This is a genomic window from Flavobacterium salmonis (assembly GCF_903819435.1).
In the GTDB taxonomy this organism is placed as follows: Bacteria; Bacteroidota; Bacteroidia; order Flavobacteriales; family Flavobacteriaceae; genus Flavobacterium; species Flavobacterium chungangense.
Map to the genome: position 1 here is coordinate 1 of NZ_CAIJDP010000083.1, position 13,518 is coordinate 13,518.

Genomic DNA, 13,518 nt, shown 5'->3' on the forward strand with positions numbered 1-13,518 from the left:
TTGGTGGTCAATTTGCTCCGGAATTAGGTGGTCAGTTTGCTCCGGAACGGGTGGTCAATTTACTCCGGAATTAGGTGGTCAAATTGACCGGTTTTTCCAATAGTGGTGCTAAAGCTAAAGAGGAATTTAGCCAGGTAGGAATTAAAGTTGATAGCGACGGAATTAAAAGAGATTTCCAGGAATTAAAAGACAGGTTTAGTAATGCCAAAGCAAAAAAAGATGGTGAGACAGGAGCTTATGACGATTATTTAAATAAGAAAAAAGGACTTACTGCCGGAGCTGACAAAAGCAAGAATATCAAAGGCGAGGATATCAAGGGCCAATCTGATTCAATTGTATCCGGAGGTTCTAAAATGACTCACTTAACAATCAATATTCAAAAGCTTCAGGACGATACTAAAATCTTTGTTGAAAGCACCGAAAAAGGAATCGAAAACTTAGGAGAAAAAGTTCAGGAAATGATCTTAAGAGCTGTCAACAGTGTAAATCAAATGCAAACGGACTAATGGCACAATTTAATATTAAAGAAGTACTTGTAAGGGCTGCGTTGGATTATACCGGCCCACATTTTCCCGAATGGTGGAAAATGAACAAAAAAAAATATGGTTTGCCTGATTTGAGTGCTATAAACTCAAATCAGCTTTTAGGAGCAAAATATTTCATGCAGCTAAAGTTGTCTTATAAAGGACAAATATTTGTGTTACCCAATGAACCGTTAGTTTCAATAGGACTTACCAAAACAATTGTAAAAACTGTAACGGTTGGAAAGTATAAAAAAGGAACGGTCAAAGAGTATATAAATACTGATGATTATGTGATATCAATTAAAGGGGTTTGCGTTGACAAGGATGATCCTGAAATATATCCTTCAGATCAGGTTAAATCATTAAATGAGCTGGTTAATATAAATGATGCTCTTGAGATTGAAGAAAATGCCTTTTTTGAGCTATTCGGCATTAGACGCCTAGTAATTGAAGATATCCAGTTTGATGAAATGATAGGCGAATCAGGCATACAAAAATATAGCATTAAGGCGATTTCTGATACTGATTTTTTTGCCGATTTAAATGAAAAGAAATCAACAACCCCAAACTAAAATTAATCTGTTGGAATATGTTTATACTCGAAGCAAAGGTTGAAATAGGCGATTTTATATTTAATGCTGTAAATGAAATTGTAATTACAAAATCGGTCGAAGATATGGCAGACACAGCCATCATTAAACTACCGGCACGATTTAAAGTAAAACAAAATGGCGAGCAAAAATATACTGAAAACGCAATCAAGGTCGGTGATCCGGTAAAGATTACATTAGGCTATGAGAGTAAGTATTCAGGTGTTGAATTTACAGGCTATGTAAAAAAGATTAATCCTAAGATACCGCTTGAAATACATTGTGAAGATGCAATTTGGTTGTTAAGACGAAAAAGTATTACCAAAACATGGGAGAAAACAACGATGAAAGAAATTCTTGAGGAAGTTGTAAAAGATACTCCGGTTCAATTGGCAGAACCTGTTGATTATGTTGAATTAAACAAATGGATCATAACATATGCTAATGGAGCGCAAGTTTTAGAAAGTCTTAAAAAAGATTTGTTGATGTCTGTTTTTATTACGGATGAAGGTAAACTGTATTGCGGTTTGGAGCAACTCACCAACATAGGAGAAACTGCCGTCTATAATCTAAATTTTAATGTTGTCGAAAATAACCTTGAATTTAAAAGCAAGGAAGACAGAAAAATTAAAATTAAATATACATACATCGATAAAGAAAACAAACGTCAAAGTGTTGAAGTTGGAGATCCGGACGGTGAACAAAGAGAGTATCATACGTCTGTCATTTCAGACATGAAAAAACTTGAAGAAATGGCAAACGCTGAACTTGAAAAGCTAAAGTATGATGGTTTTGATGGCGATGTAAAAAGCTTCTTAATTCCATTTGCGACAAGAGGTATGAAAGCAAAATTTATTGACAGTGAGCACCCTAAACGTGAGGGAGATTATTTTATTAAAAAAGTAGTCACATCGTTTGGAACTGGTGGAGCAAGAAGAACAGTAACAATTGGTAAGCGTTTGTAATGGATAAAAAGATACAAGATGCATTTAGAAAACTTATGCAGCGGGATGTTGATACATTTCCGGTAAATGTAATTTCGGTTGATAAAAAACAAGGAACCTGTGTGGTATCAGATGATCAAATAAAATACACAGATGTTCAATTATCGTCGGTAATTGATGGAAATAAAAATAAATTTTTCTTGTTCCCCACTGTTGGCAGTTCTGTTCTGGTTAGTCCAATAAAAGAGGATATCAAAAGATTATATGTTGAATCTTACTCAGAGATAGAAAGTTTAGATCTTCAAATTAAAACGGTTCAGTTTAAAATTACTGAAGCGGGCTTTTTATTGAAAAAGGAAAATGAAACCCTCAAAGGTTTGGTTTCCGATTTATTAACCGCTGTAGAGAACATGAGTTTTTTGGTTACAACTACAGGAGGTGCAGGTAATACAACAACATTAGTAAATGCAGCACAGTTTACGGCTGTAAAAAATAGATTTAATGAGTTTTTAAATGACGTTTAATGAATGATATTTTAGTTTTTATTTCTTCAATTCTGGCTGCTATTGGCGGTACCGGTCTTTTTACATTTCTTTTTACAAGGTCAAAATATCAAGTTGATGTATTGCAGGCAAAAGAAAATGCCGAAACAACTGCCATAGAAAATGATATTAGGTTATCAGGACATTATAAAGAAATTCTTGATGATCTCAAAAACAGATATGAAACCCGATACATAGAATTTGAAAATCTGATGAATCGGAAAATTTCATTACTGGAAGAGGAACTAAAACTAAAAGACAGAAAGATTAAACTACAACAACAGGAAATAATCGAATTAAAGCGAGAAAACCGAATACTTAAAGACAATGCAAAAGCAAATCTTACATAATCAATCTTTTTTTGATATAGCAATTCAGAACATAGGGACACCAATTAGTGCCTTTACTATTGCTTTTAAAAATGGACTTTCAATAACCGATGATCCAACACCGGGTGAAATTATTGAGGTTCTGGAAAGTGATTTGCTGGATACAGTTAAAGTTGATTATTTCAATAACAAAAATCTAATAATTGCTACAGGTTTCAATGGCTTGAATAGCGAAAATATTATACCAGAAGTTGGAATTGGTACAATGGTAATAAATTCAAATTTTATAGTAGGATAAAATGGCAAGAACAATAGAAGCTATACAAAAAGAAATGTTTGATGCAATTGCAGCTAATGAGAATTTGACTGCATTAAATTCACCAAGTAAAGTCGCTATTTATAGATTGTGGGTATTTATAATTTCATACAAACATTGGTTTCTTGAAACCTTGTTTGACACCCACAAAAAAGAAGTAGAAGACATCATAGAACAAAAATTCCCTCATCGTCCGTCCTGGTATCGTTCAAAGGCTTTAGCATTTCAATACGGTTTTGACTTGGGTACTGACTTTGATTTGATTGCTGATACTGATAAATACGATAATACAGGCTTTGATCCTGACATTGTTGAAAATTCAAAAATCATAAAATACAGTGCTGTTACAAAAAACGGAGGTCAGCTTTTGATAAAAATTGCCTCAGAATCAGCCGGAGTTTTGGCACCAATCACTATACCCCAAAAAGCGGCTTTTGATGCTTACATCGAAGAAATTACCGACTGTGGGGTAAAATACATTGTGATAAACAAAGAGCCGGATATTTTGATTTTAAATATTCAAATATTCCGTGATCCGTTGGTTTTAGATGAAAACGGAATGCGAATATTATCTGATGGTGGTGGTGTTTATCCTGTTGAAGATGCAATTTTGGAGTACATGAAAGAGCTGCCTTTTAATGGTGAGTTGGTTCTGGCGCATTTGGTTGATAAGTTACAGCTTGTAGAAGGTGTGAAAATTCCAAACATTGTCAATGCCGAAACCCAAATTATGGACAGCAACGGAGTGTATGGAACTCCACAGCCTATTACTGTAAAAACAGTTCCCGATAGTGGCTATTTTAAGGTGCTTAATTTTGATAATGTGACTTATGTGGTATAAAGTAGATTGGGATAAATTGGTGTTGTTACTCTTGCCCACCTTTTTGCGTAAGCCGGTATTATTTGGTTATGTAAGGGCTTTGGTTTCACCGATAGCAAGTTTACATTATAGCTGGTTACGAATGAGAGAAACTAATTTGAAGAAATTGGATTATAATGGCCAGCGCTGTTATTTACGAGGTGCATTGAACGACAATTGCGATCCCGAATTAAGACGGATTTACATTCAGGACGTGCCGCAACTAAGCGAAAACTATATTTATACACCTGTTGAAAATTTAGACTATTACCTGGACACTGTGTGGCTTGATTTAGACTTTACAGAAGGTGGTGAAATGGTTGACTTTGTGGTATACGTACCAAACGAGATTATGAACAAAATAAACAAGATTACAGCCATACTCGAATTTTACACGCTGGCTGGAAAAATTTATAAAATAATTACAATATGAATAAGCAGGATTTTACGCTACTTAATGGTTATCCGTTAAATCAAACTTCGCTTGATAGAATGCAAACAGCTTATTCTATCTTCAACGCTTTAGGAAATATCGTGGGCGAAAAAACAATTATTTCCGGTTGTGAATTGACAGGATCAAATGTTAGCAACGGAGTTGTTTATGTAAATGGTGAAGTGTTTGAATTTCGTGGCGGAGTGGTGCAAACTAAAGTCATCATTAAAGAAGATGCAACAAATTTGGTTTATAAAAACAATAATTCTTACCCGGTTGTAAAAACACGTTATGTGACTTTTGGCAGTGGAGTTGACTCAATAGACTGGGCTGACTTTAAAAGAGGGTTTGCAACGAAAGATATTCTTGCCGGATTATTAGGAAAAGCTGATCAGACTTCTTTTGATGCTTTGGCAGATGCGTTTGCACTTGTTTACACCAAAATGCTTACAATCGAAACAGGTGCTCAGAAAAACCTACAGGAATTTTACCAGACCGGAACTTTAACAACTACTAACAGACAAACTGGAATTAATGAGTATGATTTCAGTAAAAACTATGCTGACATTTTACCTCCCGATGGATTTGTGATGGCTAATTTAAAAGCATTTATGCCTAGCATTGCGAAAATAGCATTTGCCGGAGATGTAAATGTAGACGATACCATGTGGTGTCATTATGAATTAAGAACTGACAGAATTAGGGTTACTTGCAATAATTCAGAGAGTAGAGAAACTTCTAAAATCAATTATATAGCAATCTGGAAAAAATAAATCATGGCAGTTACTGAAAAGAATATATTAAAAAACTGGTTTTTAAACGGTTTAAAACCTCCTCAAGAACAATTTTGGGCGTGGCAGGAGTCCTATTTTCACAAGTATGATGTAATACCACCTACAGCTATTGAAGGACTTTCGGAATTATTGAATAGCAAAGCCGATAAGGAGGCTTTTGACTCGCATCTACAAAATTTTAATACGCATCTAGAAGATTTTAATGCACATGTAGAAGATTTAAATGCGCATTACGAGCTGATAGAATTAAGCCGAATTATTCCATATGGTCAGGTACAGGTATTTAAAACAAGTCCTGAAGGAGATCAAAAAGTAAAAGCTATAGGTGATTATTGCGTGGGATGGATTGAAGGTTCTTTGGTTAGTGGAAACTGGAATGGTGGTGACGAAATGCTAAAATCATCTTATGAATAAATACTCAAACAAGTCAAACTTAGGAAACAATACTAATTGACAAAAAAATATGAAAAAACTACTTTTATTTTTAGTGCTGGCTGTCACATTCAATTTATCAGCCCAGACAATTTCGACGACTTATTTTGCTAAGCCGTTAGAATTGAATTCTGTCCCGGCTAGTACTACAAAGGCTGATAGTGTTTTAGTTCGTGGAGCTGATAAAATTATAAAATATGTTCCTCGCAGTGAGTTTGGTGGTTCATCTACCTTACAAGATGTTCTAAATAAAGATGCTTACGCTGAATGGTGTGAAGGATCTGATTGTAATTATGTAGAAATATTCGGAGAAGATAATAATCATATAGATTTCTGGGCAGGATCATTCGATGGTCAAAGATATGGTGAGTTTGGTATGAGTAAGAATAACTTATATTTAGGTAGTGGTTATGATACGAAGAAATCATTTATATCTTTTAATGAAGGTATACTTAGTTTGGAACAACGTACTGATAATTCTGCTTTTAGGACTAAAGTAACTATAGATACACCAGTATGCAATAGTAATATGCATTTTCCCGCCCCGATTAGCGATAATGACTATTATTTAATAACTTCTATAAATGGTAATAGAGCAGACTCTACTGGAAATATAGAAATTTCTACAGACGGTGGTAGTTCTCAAAATTTACAAGAGTTATTAGATGAAGGCTCTGCTGCAAGTAATATTGACAACCTAAGTATAACTGGAAGTAACGGAGTTATTAATATAGATAATTCGGGTCTAACCTTATGGGCTCCCAAGGTGACTTTTAATGGAGAAATAAATCAAAGTACTACTAATTTTGTGGGAATACCTAAAATTTCTCAAGTAATTGAATTTTATAATGATTACTCTGCTATTCAAAATGGAGATATTAGAACTGGTCTAATTTATTCTCACAGTAATGGGTTTTATTTTGGTGATAGTAATGGCATGTATATAAGTTCTAATAATAACTCAGATACAGGGTATATAAATTTTGAAGGCGGTGGTAACGGTAGATTGAATTTAGGCAAACAATATTCAACTCTTACGGCGGTATCCTCTTCTCCTTTTTATATACAAAATACTTCTGGTGGAATTGATTTAAATGCAGGAAGTTATGGAGGCTTATCAATGAATCCAAGTGGTATACAATTACAAAACAGAGGTAATACAAGCCCTTTAATTATCCAATCTGATAAAACCTTAATAACAGGAATAGCATCATTAGGTGAGTTTATTGTCGAAAATTTACCAACTCCATCTAATACTGCTTATGCAACAGTATTGGATGCAACATCTCCTGCATACCTGACTCCAATTGTTGGTGGTGGAAATATTATTTGTCCTGTTTTCTTTAACGGCACAGAATGGGTTGCTCACTAATTTTTGTAATCCATAATCAAATACTTAATAAATATGAATAAACAAAAAATCGCTGTAATAGTAAGTTTTTTAATCGTCTTAACAGGCTTTATCGATACAAAATTTGACCTTTTACAAGAGGTTGGTTTCTCTTTAATCACAATCAACAGAATCAAATTGGGTGGTTTGTTGTTGTCAGCATTATTGCCGGGTATCACGTCTTCACTTTCTAAGACAGAAAAGTAATTTAAAGATTCCTAAGGAGGCAGGAAGTAAAAAAAGTCCTCCAACAATTAACGGCATTTACAGAAGATCTGAATGTTGATGATACTTTGTGATGTAAATATCGTGTAGGTACTGAGACTATAATCCGAAAGGAGATCAGTGAGTGAAATCAATTCTATCGCAATCTAAAAACAAACACAGAAAAAATATATTAAAAAACTGGTTTTTAACGGTCTAAAACATCCGTAAGAACAGTTCTGGGCGCGGCAGTATTAAGTCATATTTCATAAATATAATTTGATACTGCCTACATCTGTTGAAAGCGCTAATCAGTTTGAAAAATGGAGATTTAAAAATTGAAAAGGTTACAAATCAAACTCTCAAAACAATACTAATTGACAAAAAAATATGAAAAAACTACTTTTATTTTTAGTGCTGGCCGTCACATTCAATTTATCGGCTCAGACAATTTCGACGACTTATTTTGCTAAGCCGTTAGAATTAAATTCAGTGCCGGCTAGTACTTCAAAGGCTGATAGTGTAATCGTTCGTGGGGCTGATAAAATTTTAAAATATGTTCCAAGAAGTGAGTTTGGTGGTGGCAGTGCACAAACTTTGCAAGAAATTTTAAACAATGGTTATATAGTTGAAAATACTCCTATTTGGATTAATAGAACTGATGGTATATTTCAAGATGGTTTTAGGCTGCTTAGCCCATTACAATATACTTCACATCAAGATGGTTTTTTCAGGATTTATAAATATGATGGTAGTGGAGATACAAGTTATTCAAATGGTGGTATTCGTTACACCAAAGATGGAAAAAACCTTAATTTAGGGTTGCCAACACCTGTTTTGGAAAATTTCAACTCGACATTTGTAACTTCAATCAATGGACAATATGCTGATGAATTTGGAAATATAGACATCACCGGTGGTGGAGATTCTCCAACACTAGAACAAGTAATCACAGCTGGTAATCAAGCAACAGCCGGAAATTCTTTTGTAAGGTTTTTAGAGGGATTTAATAATAATTCAAAATATTCAAGAATTAGATCATCCAATGATACTTCAATGAAATACTCTGATTTGTATGTAGGAAATAGTAATGCATTCTTATTTGGGGCAAATGATGCTATTAATAGTGAAGTAAAAATACTTGATGGGAAACTAAATTTAAAATATGCAAACACTAATTTAACTTCTACAACCATAGAGTTTGAAGAACCAACTTCAATTTCGACATTAAGATATCCGGCTAAGTCATCTGGTATTCATGTATTAGCAACACTGGATGATATTTCTGGAGGCTCTCAGAATTTGCAACAAGTTATTGACACAGGTAATTCAACTACTAATGCACTTATACAGATGAATACCACATACACTGGAAGCACTTATTTTAATATGAATTCTCCTGTAGGTAGTATTTCTATATCGCCAGGCAGTACCTCGGGAGGGGGTGGCCAATTTTACGTAGGAGATAATACCGGAAATAACAATGTGACTATCTATAAAGATGGTATAAGAAATATAGGGGGAGGTTATAATAAACTTTTTAATTTTCCAGCTAAACCTTCCGGAACTTACACTTTGGCAACCTTAGATGATATTGATTTACAGGTGCCTACATTACAACAAGTATTAGATGCTGGTAGTGTTGCCGATAATAGTATATTAACTATAAATGATAATGGTAATAATAATAGTACTCAGATTAGCGGTAGCAATGTTTCAGTAATAAATAACGGAGAAAGCTTGCTTTCGTTATTTATAGATAGATTAGAGTTTGGTTCTTGGAACGGAGATAAAAGAAATACACTATTATTTGACAGAGATACCAATGGTCTTGGTACTTATAAATTTCCTGAAAAACCATCAGGAAGTTACGTTTTTGCTACGACTGATGATTTAGCTAAAACCAATCTGACAACAACAACTTTATCACAGTCAGATTTAAATACGGCTTACCCAAATGGTAGTATTGGTTTAAGAGTCCATTGTATGTCTATTTCAGGTGGTGCTTTGACTTATGAAAAAACATCAACAGGTTGGGTTCAATATCCAGTTACAGTCGTTCCTTAAAACTTAAATAATTTTAAAGTATGAATAAACAAAAAATCGCCGTAATCGCAAGTATTTTAATTGTCTTAACAGGCTTTATTGACACAAAACTTGACCTTTTACAAGGTGTAGGGTTCTCATTAATAACAATTAACAGAATTAAACTGGCTGGGTTAGTATTATCGGCCGTACTGCCAAGCGTTACGCCTTTGTTTTCGAAAGAAGAAAAGTAAAAGATTTTCCAGTGGAGACAGGAATAAAAAAAAGCCATCCAATAGCGAGAGCAGGTCAGTAAGTGAAATCAATTCTATCGCAATTTGAAAAATAATAATTATGGCAATTACAGAAAAAAATATATTAAAAAACTGGTTTTTAAATGGGCTAAAACCTCCCCAGGAACAGTTTTGGGCGTGGCAGGATTCCTATTTTCATAAATATGATTTGATACCCCCTGCATCTATTGAGGGATTTACGGAACTATTGAGTGAAAAAGCCGATAAAGAAGCGTTTGATAATCATTTAGAAGCCGCAGATGCACACCCGGAAGCAATAAAAAAAGCTAGAATAATTCCGTCAGACGAAATGGTTGTTTTTAAAGCACCTGGAAATGAAAATAATGAAATAAAAGAAGTCGGGGATTATTGTATCGGGATTGTCGAAAATACAAAAATAGAGGGTATTTATGTAGGAGGTGACGATAATTTACTGGATGGATACGAAATATACAGTCAATTAGAATTTTAAATATGTCAAGCAAAAAGAAAATTAAGAAGCTTAAAAAGCAACTTAAACAATTGAGGCAAATTCTAAAAAAAGATTGCCTTACAATTACCAACTCCGAAAATGAAAATGAGCAAGTAACATTATCATTTATTGACGGAATATTCAGATTTAGCAAGACAATTAAATCTGAGCAAACAGACACAACAGAAATTTCAGAAGTAACTTTTAATTATGGCAAAACAGATATTTAAAACACATTTAAACTTTCAAGAAGTTGACCCTGGCACGATAGAAGATAAAGTGTTGGTTAGAGATTCTGACGGAAATGTAAAAGAAATTGCCTCTACTGATCTTGGTGGTGGTATCGAAATCAAAGGCGAATATAATAACAACGGTGAAGCTCTTGCGGCAGGGCTTACAGTTGGAGATTTTTATAGAAAGCCTATCTCTGGGGATTCAGAATCAGCATATATTTCTCAGGTTGTAAACATTCCAGAACCAACAGCTTTTCTTAAACTACAATTTAGCGATACGTTAGAAAATATTGCTTCAAATTTTGGTATTTCAGACATTGGAAATGTTTCTAATTGGAATGATTATTTAACAAACAACGGGAATTCTGTACTTTTTGAATCTGTAACAATTGATTCTGTTGAAAGTATCGTTAGGTTAAATACAAGCTCACCTATAGCAGGTTATCTTAATTTAAGCGGAATGAATCTTTCAGCTATTGATTTCAAAGGTTGTGAGAATGTTATTAGCTTATTCTTAGAGAATAACAACCTGACAGTATTTAACCCAACCAGTGAACTTAGTAATTTAACTGCATTAGACCTTAAAAAGAATAGTTTGTCTGATTTTAATCCGGTTGAACAATTACCTCAACTGCAAACTATTAATTTAAATGAAAATAATGTAACTTACTGGAACCCTGTAAACGGCTTTCCTGAATTATATAATTTGTTCTTAGAAAAAAACAATATTTCTACTTACAACCCAACAACATCAATGCCTAAGCTTAATCATTTGAATTTGTCTTATAATTCGTTAACTGCTTTTGACCCTCTTTTACCTGATTCAGTTGAGAGAATAATACTTAGTAATAATGCACTTACGGCTTTTGAATTGACACATGTGCCTCCATTATTATTTGTCTTGGAGCTAAACAACAACAACATTACGGAATTTCCTGCAATGATATTCCCTGAAGGGTTTGCTTCTATTCAAATATCTGGAAATGTACTGACTGTTTTTAACAGTGAACTGCCTAATTCGACACAGACTTTGAATTTAGCTAATAATAATATAGAGAATTTTGACCCTACATATTTGTTGCCTTCAGGTTTGTACGGTCTAGATTTATCAGGTAATCCTTTAGCTGAATTTAATCCGACTAACGCATTACCGGCAACAGTTGGTATGTTGGTTTTAGCAGACACACTTCTAACAGAATTTTCTCCAACACAACCATTGCCAACGGCGTTAAATCATTTGAATCTTAACGGAACAAAATTAACAGAATTCAACCCTGTAAATGGTATTTATAATATAAAACAGCTTCATCTAGGGCGATGTACGGAGTTAACAACATTTAATCCTGATTGTGATTTAAGCACAGTAGAGCAAATAAGCTTATACCAAAACCCATTATTAACAGAGTTTAATCCTGAAAGTCCAATGAACGCTTTAAATTATTTAGGTTTATCAGCTACAGGTATTACTTCGACGGGCTGGGCTGGGGCTGATTGGGTCGCAAATGTTCCTAATGGCGGATATATGCAGGGGGCTTCGACAACAGACCCAATGATAGGTACGGCAACATATACCGCTTTAATTGCTAAATCATGGGCTATAAACGCTTAATTGAATTCCTTGGAGGGTAGGAATTAAAAAAGCCCTCCAACAATTTAATACTTTCTTGTAATTTAGCACAAAGCCACCATTGAAAGACAAAAAGTCTTCTAATGGTGGCTTTGCTATATGTATAAATTATCAGGAGAGTAATCCATTTCATAGGTGCTTATACCATAAACTATGAACGCTACAGTTAATTATAATGCTAGTTATATTGATATAATCCTTATAAGTATTAGATAATGTTAAAGTAAATTAATAAAGCATACAATTTGTATTGACTTTTTTTGGATACTTTTGGCTCTGTTTTTATGTACTTCTTGTTTTTCCGATTATAAAAATTAACTATAAAACCGTATAGTTATATTAAAGAGGAGGCGCAAAAAGAACATACAGATTTTTCAAAATCCTAATAAAAAACAAACCTGTAAATATTTAAGTTTGCAGGTTTTTTCTTTATTTTTTCAAAACTTAATACTATAAAAATGTTACCGTTCCGGTATGCATATCATAATAACCTCCAATTATTTTAATCTGACCATTATCTTCCAGTCCTTTCAAAATAGGGCTTCTTTCTCTGATAGTTTTTATAGTATTGATTACATTATTTTTTGAAACATAGGCTACGTATTCTTTATTTTTTGAAGTTTTTTCTCCTTTAAAGTTTTGTGATGCAGTCACTGCCGGTTTTATGTTGGTTAACATTGCAGTTATGTTGCCTAGTTTAGCATCGTCAATAGTAGCTGTAATGGCGCCACAGGATTCATGTCCTAACACAAGAATTACTTTTGCACCCATAAGTTTACACCCAAATTCCATACTTCCCAATAAATCGGTATTGGCAAAATTTCCGGCCACGCGTCCTACAAAAAGATCACCAATACCTCTGTCAAAAACATCTTCTACCGGAATTCTACTATCGAGGCAGGAAAGAATTACCGCTTTAGGGAATTGTCCAGGAGCAGCATTTCGTACCATTGCAGAATGATCCCTGGCTGTAACATTATTGGTTGAAAATCGTTTGTTGCCTTCTTTCAGGCTTTTGATAACTGCATCCGGTGTTAAAGCAGCTTGCTCTTTTGCAGTTAAAACCCGCTCTCTTAAGGGAGTTGGTACAGGAGTAATTTGTGGACAGTCTTTTTCTTTTCCTGAGCCATTACAGGAAAAAAGTACTAGTATTGCCACTAAGGCTGCATAAACTGCGTGAATTTTTCTTTTCATTTTTGGTGTGATTAAAAGTTAAAATTAATGTAAGAATAATCATGTTACTGAATTTACAAATATATAATGTTTGTGTTATATTTTAGAGTAATTGTTAATTTAAAATCAGTATTTTTTTAAAATAACTATTTTAATATCAATTGTTTACACTTTTGTTATCTTGCTAACTCACTTAAGACAGGATGTAAGAGGTTTTCTGCAGTAAGAAATAATTATAAGCCATAAAAATTATCATTCGGTAACAATAGGATAAACGTATTTTGGATTTTAATCAATAGAATTGCATACTCTTTAAAAATTCCATTGAAAGCTGAATC

Annotated in this window: 18 protein-coding genes; 17 read left to right on the forward strand and 1 reads right to left on the reverse strand. The window is 33.8% G+C overall.

What is annotated here, in order from left to right:
• The first annotated feature begins 83 nt into the window (after positions 1-83).
• From FLACHUCJ7_RS19210 to FLACHUCJ7_RS19290, 17 genes are all read left to right on the forward strand, one after another.
• On the forward strand, positions 84-506 hold the full coding sequence (locus FLACHUCJ7_RS19210; RefSeq protein ID WP_180910081.1) for a hypothetical protein: 423 nt from the start codon (positions 84-86) through the stop codon (positions 504-506).
• Positions 506-1,096, forward strand: a complete 591-nt coding sequence (locus FLACHUCJ7_RS19215) for a DUF6046 domain-containing protein (RefSeq protein ID WP_031457094.1) — start codon at positions 506-508, stop codon at positions 1,094-1,096. The genes FLACHUCJ7_RS19210 and FLACHUCJ7_RS19215 overlap by 1 nt, the downstream gene beginning before the upstream one ends.
• A 17-nt stretch (positions 1,097-1,113) precedes the next feature.
• Positions 1,114-2,079 carry a late control protein gene (locus tag FLACHUCJ7_RS19220; protein WP_180910082.1) on the forward strand — a complete coding sequence of 322 codons (966 nt, stop codon included), beginning with the start codon at positions 1,114-1,116 and terminating at the stop codon, positions 2,077-2,079.
• Positions 2,079-2,582: a hypothetical protein gene (locus FLACHUCJ7_RS19225; RefSeq protein WP_180910083.1), complete on the forward strand. Its 504-nt coding sequence runs from the start codon at positions 2,079-2,081 to the stop codon at positions 2,580-2,582. The genes FLACHUCJ7_RS19220 and FLACHUCJ7_RS19225 overlap by 1 nt, the downstream gene beginning before the upstream one ends.
• Positions 2,582-2,950 (forward strand): hypothetical protein, encoded by a 369-nt coding sequence (locus FLACHUCJ7_RS19230; RefSeq protein WP_078226449.1) that lies wholly within the window; start codon positions 2,582-2,584, stop codon positions 2,948-2,950. Before FLACHUCJ7_RS19225 ends, FLACHUCJ7_RS19230 begins: the two co-directional genes overlap by 1 nt.
• The gene (locus tag FLACHUCJ7_RS19235; RefSeq protein ID WP_180910084.1) at positions 2,928-3,227 is read left to right on the forward strand and encodes a hypothetical protein; all 300 of its coding nucleotides are present in this window, start codon (positions 2,928-2,930) and stop codon (positions 3,225-3,227) included. Before FLACHUCJ7_RS19230 ends, FLACHUCJ7_RS19235 begins: the two co-directional genes overlap by 23 nt.
• 1 nt (position 3,228) lies before the next feature.
• Positions 3,229-4,086 (forward strand): nucleotidyltransferase, encoded by an 858-nt coding sequence (locus FLACHUCJ7_RS19240; RefSeq protein ID WP_180910085.1) that lies wholly within the window; start codon positions 3,229-3,231, stop codon positions 4,084-4,086.
• Complete coding sequence (locus FLACHUCJ7_RS19245; RefSeq protein WP_180910086.1) at positions 4,076-4,537, forward strand: hypothetical protein; 462 nt, start codon at positions 4,076-4,078, stop codon at positions 4,535-4,537. Before FLACHUCJ7_RS19240 ends, FLACHUCJ7_RS19245 begins: the two co-directional genes overlap by 11 nt.
• Complete coding sequence (locus FLACHUCJ7_RS19250) at positions 4,534-5,310, forward strand: hypothetical protein (RefSeq protein WP_180910087.1); 777 nt, start codon at positions 4,534-4,536, stop codon at positions 5,308-5,310. The genes FLACHUCJ7_RS19245 and FLACHUCJ7_RS19250 overlap by 4 nt, the downstream gene beginning before the upstream one ends.
• Before the next feature lie 3 nt (positions 5,311-5,313).
• A complete protein-coding gene (locus FLACHUCJ7_RS19255) occupies positions 5,314-5,745 on the forward strand; it encodes a hypothetical protein (protein WP_180910088.1) in 432 nt (143 codons plus the stop codon).
• Positions 5,746-5,794: 49 nt separating this feature from the next.
• Positions 5,795-7,135, forward strand: coding sequence for a hypothetical protein (locus FLACHUCJ7_RS19260; protein WP_180910089.1), 1,341 nt, complete (start codon positions 5,795-5,797; stop codon positions 7,133-7,135).
• 33 nt (positions 7,136-7,168) lie between these two features.
• Positions 7,169-7,360: a hypothetical protein gene (locus tag FLACHUCJ7_RS19265; protein WP_180910090.1), complete on the forward strand. Its 192-nt coding sequence runs from the start codon at positions 7,169-7,171 to the stop codon at positions 7,358-7,360.
• A 387-nt stretch (positions 7,361-7,747) separates the two neighbouring features.
• Entirely contained in the window at positions 7,748-9,424 is a 1,677-nt protein-coding gene (locus tag FLACHUCJ7_RS19270) for a hypothetical protein (RefSeq protein WP_180910091.1), read from the forward strand.
• A gap of 20 nt (positions 9,425-9,444) precedes the next feature.
• Complete coding sequence (locus FLACHUCJ7_RS19275) at positions 9,445-9,636, forward strand: hypothetical protein (protein ID WP_031457107.1); 192 nt, start codon at positions 9,445-9,447, stop codon at positions 9,634-9,636.
• 100 nt (positions 9,637-9,736) lie between these two features.
• The gene (locus tag FLACHUCJ7_RS19280; protein ID WP_031457108.1) at positions 9,737-10,147 is read left to right on the forward strand and encodes a hypothetical protein; all 411 of its coding nucleotides are present in this window, start codon (positions 9,737-9,739) and stop codon (positions 10,145-10,147) included.
• Between the two features lie 2 nt (positions 10,148-10,149).
• Positions 10,150-10,377: a hypothetical protein gene (locus FLACHUCJ7_RS19285; protein ID WP_031457109.1), complete on the forward strand. Its 228-nt coding sequence runs from the start codon at positions 10,150-10,152 to the stop codon at positions 10,375-10,377.
• Complete coding sequence (locus FLACHUCJ7_RS19290) at positions 10,358-11,989, forward strand: leucine-rich repeat domain-containing protein (protein WP_180910092.1); 1,632 nt, start codon at positions 10,358-10,360, stop codon at positions 11,987-11,989. Before FLACHUCJ7_RS19285 ends, FLACHUCJ7_RS19290 begins: the two co-directional genes overlap by 20 nt.
• A 468-nt stretch (positions 11,990-12,457) precedes the next feature.
• On the opposite strand, the gene FLACHUCJ7_RS19295 is transcribed toward FLACHUCJ7_RS19290, so the two are convergent.
• A complete protein-coding gene (locus tag FLACHUCJ7_RS19295; protein WP_180910093.1) occupies positions 12,458-13,201 on the reverse strand; it encodes a carbonic anhydrase family protein in 744 nt (247 codons plus the stop codon).
• Positions 13,202-13,518 lie beyond the last annotated feature (317 nt).

Excerpts from the sequence above, each read along its gene's own strand:
- FLACHUCJ7_RS19215 (WP_031457094.1), top strand. The coding sequence starts at position 506 with ATGGCACAATTTAATATTAAAGAAGTACTTGTAAGGGCTGCGTTGGAT.
- FLACHUCJ7_RS19220 (WP_180910082.1), top strand. The coding sequence starts at position 1,114 with ATGTTTATACTCGAAGCAAAGGTTGAAATAGGCGATTTTATATTTAAT.
- FLACHUCJ7_RS19225 (WP_180910083.1), top strand. The coding sequence starts at position 2,079 with ATGGATAAAAAGATACAAGATGCATTTAGAAAACTTATGCAGCGGGAT.
- FLACHUCJ7_RS19230 (WP_078226449.1), top strand. The coding sequence starts at position 2,582 with ATGAATGATATTTTAGTTTTTATTTCTTCAATTCTGGCTGCTATTGGC.
- FLACHUCJ7_RS19235 (WP_180910084.1), top strand. The coding sequence starts at position 2,928 with ATGCAAAAGCAAATCTTACATAATCAATCTTTTTTTGATATAGCAATT.
- FLACHUCJ7_RS19240 (WP_180910085.1), top strand. The coding sequence starts at position 3,229 with ATGGCAAGAACAATAGAAGCTATACAAAAAGAAATGTTTGATGCAATT.
- FLACHUCJ7_RS19245 (WP_180910086.1), top strand. The coding sequence starts at position 4,076 with ATGTGGTATAAAGTAGATTGGGATAAATTGGTGTTGTTACTCTTGCCC.
- FLACHUCJ7_RS19250 (WP_180910087.1), top strand. The coding sequence starts at position 4,534 with ATGAATAAGCAGGATTTTACGCTACTTAATGGTTATCCGTTAAATCAA.
- FLACHUCJ7_RS19255 (WP_180910088.1), top strand. The coding sequence starts at position 5,314 with ATGGCAGTTACTGAAAAGAATATATTAAAAAACTGGTTTTTAAACGGT.
- FLACHUCJ7_RS19260 (WP_180910089.1), top strand. The coding sequence starts at position 5,795 with ATGAAAAAACTACTTTTATTTTTAGTGCTGGCTGTCACATTCAATTTA.
- FLACHUCJ7_RS19265 (WP_180910090.1), top strand. The coding sequence starts at position 7,169 with ATGAATAAACAAAAAATCGCTGTAATAGTAAGTTTTTTAATCGTCTTA.
- FLACHUCJ7_RS19270 (WP_180910091.1), top strand. The coding sequence starts at position 7,748 with ATGAAAAAACTACTTTTATTTTTAGTGCTGGCCGTCACATTCAATTTA.
- FLACHUCJ7_RS19275 (WP_031457107.1), top strand. The coding sequence starts at position 9,445 with ATGAATAAACAAAAAATCGCCGTAATCGCAAGTATTTTAATTGTCTTA.
- FLACHUCJ7_RS19280 (WP_031457108.1), top strand. The coding sequence starts at position 9,737 with ATGGCAATTACAGAAAAAAATATATTAAAAAACTGGTTTTTAAATGGG.
- FLACHUCJ7_RS19285 (WP_031457109.1), top strand. The coding sequence starts at position 10,150 with ATGTCAAGCAAAAAGAAAATTAAGAAGCTTAAAAAGCAACTTAAACAA.
- FLACHUCJ7_RS19290 (WP_180910092.1), top strand. The coding sequence starts at position 10,358 with ATGGCAAAACAGATATTTAAAACACATTTAAACTTTCAAGAAGTTGAC.
- FLACHUCJ7_RS19295 (WP_180910093.1), bottom strand. The coding sequence starts at position 13,201 with ATGAAAAGAAAAATTCACGCAGTTTATGCAGCCTTAGTGGCAATACTA.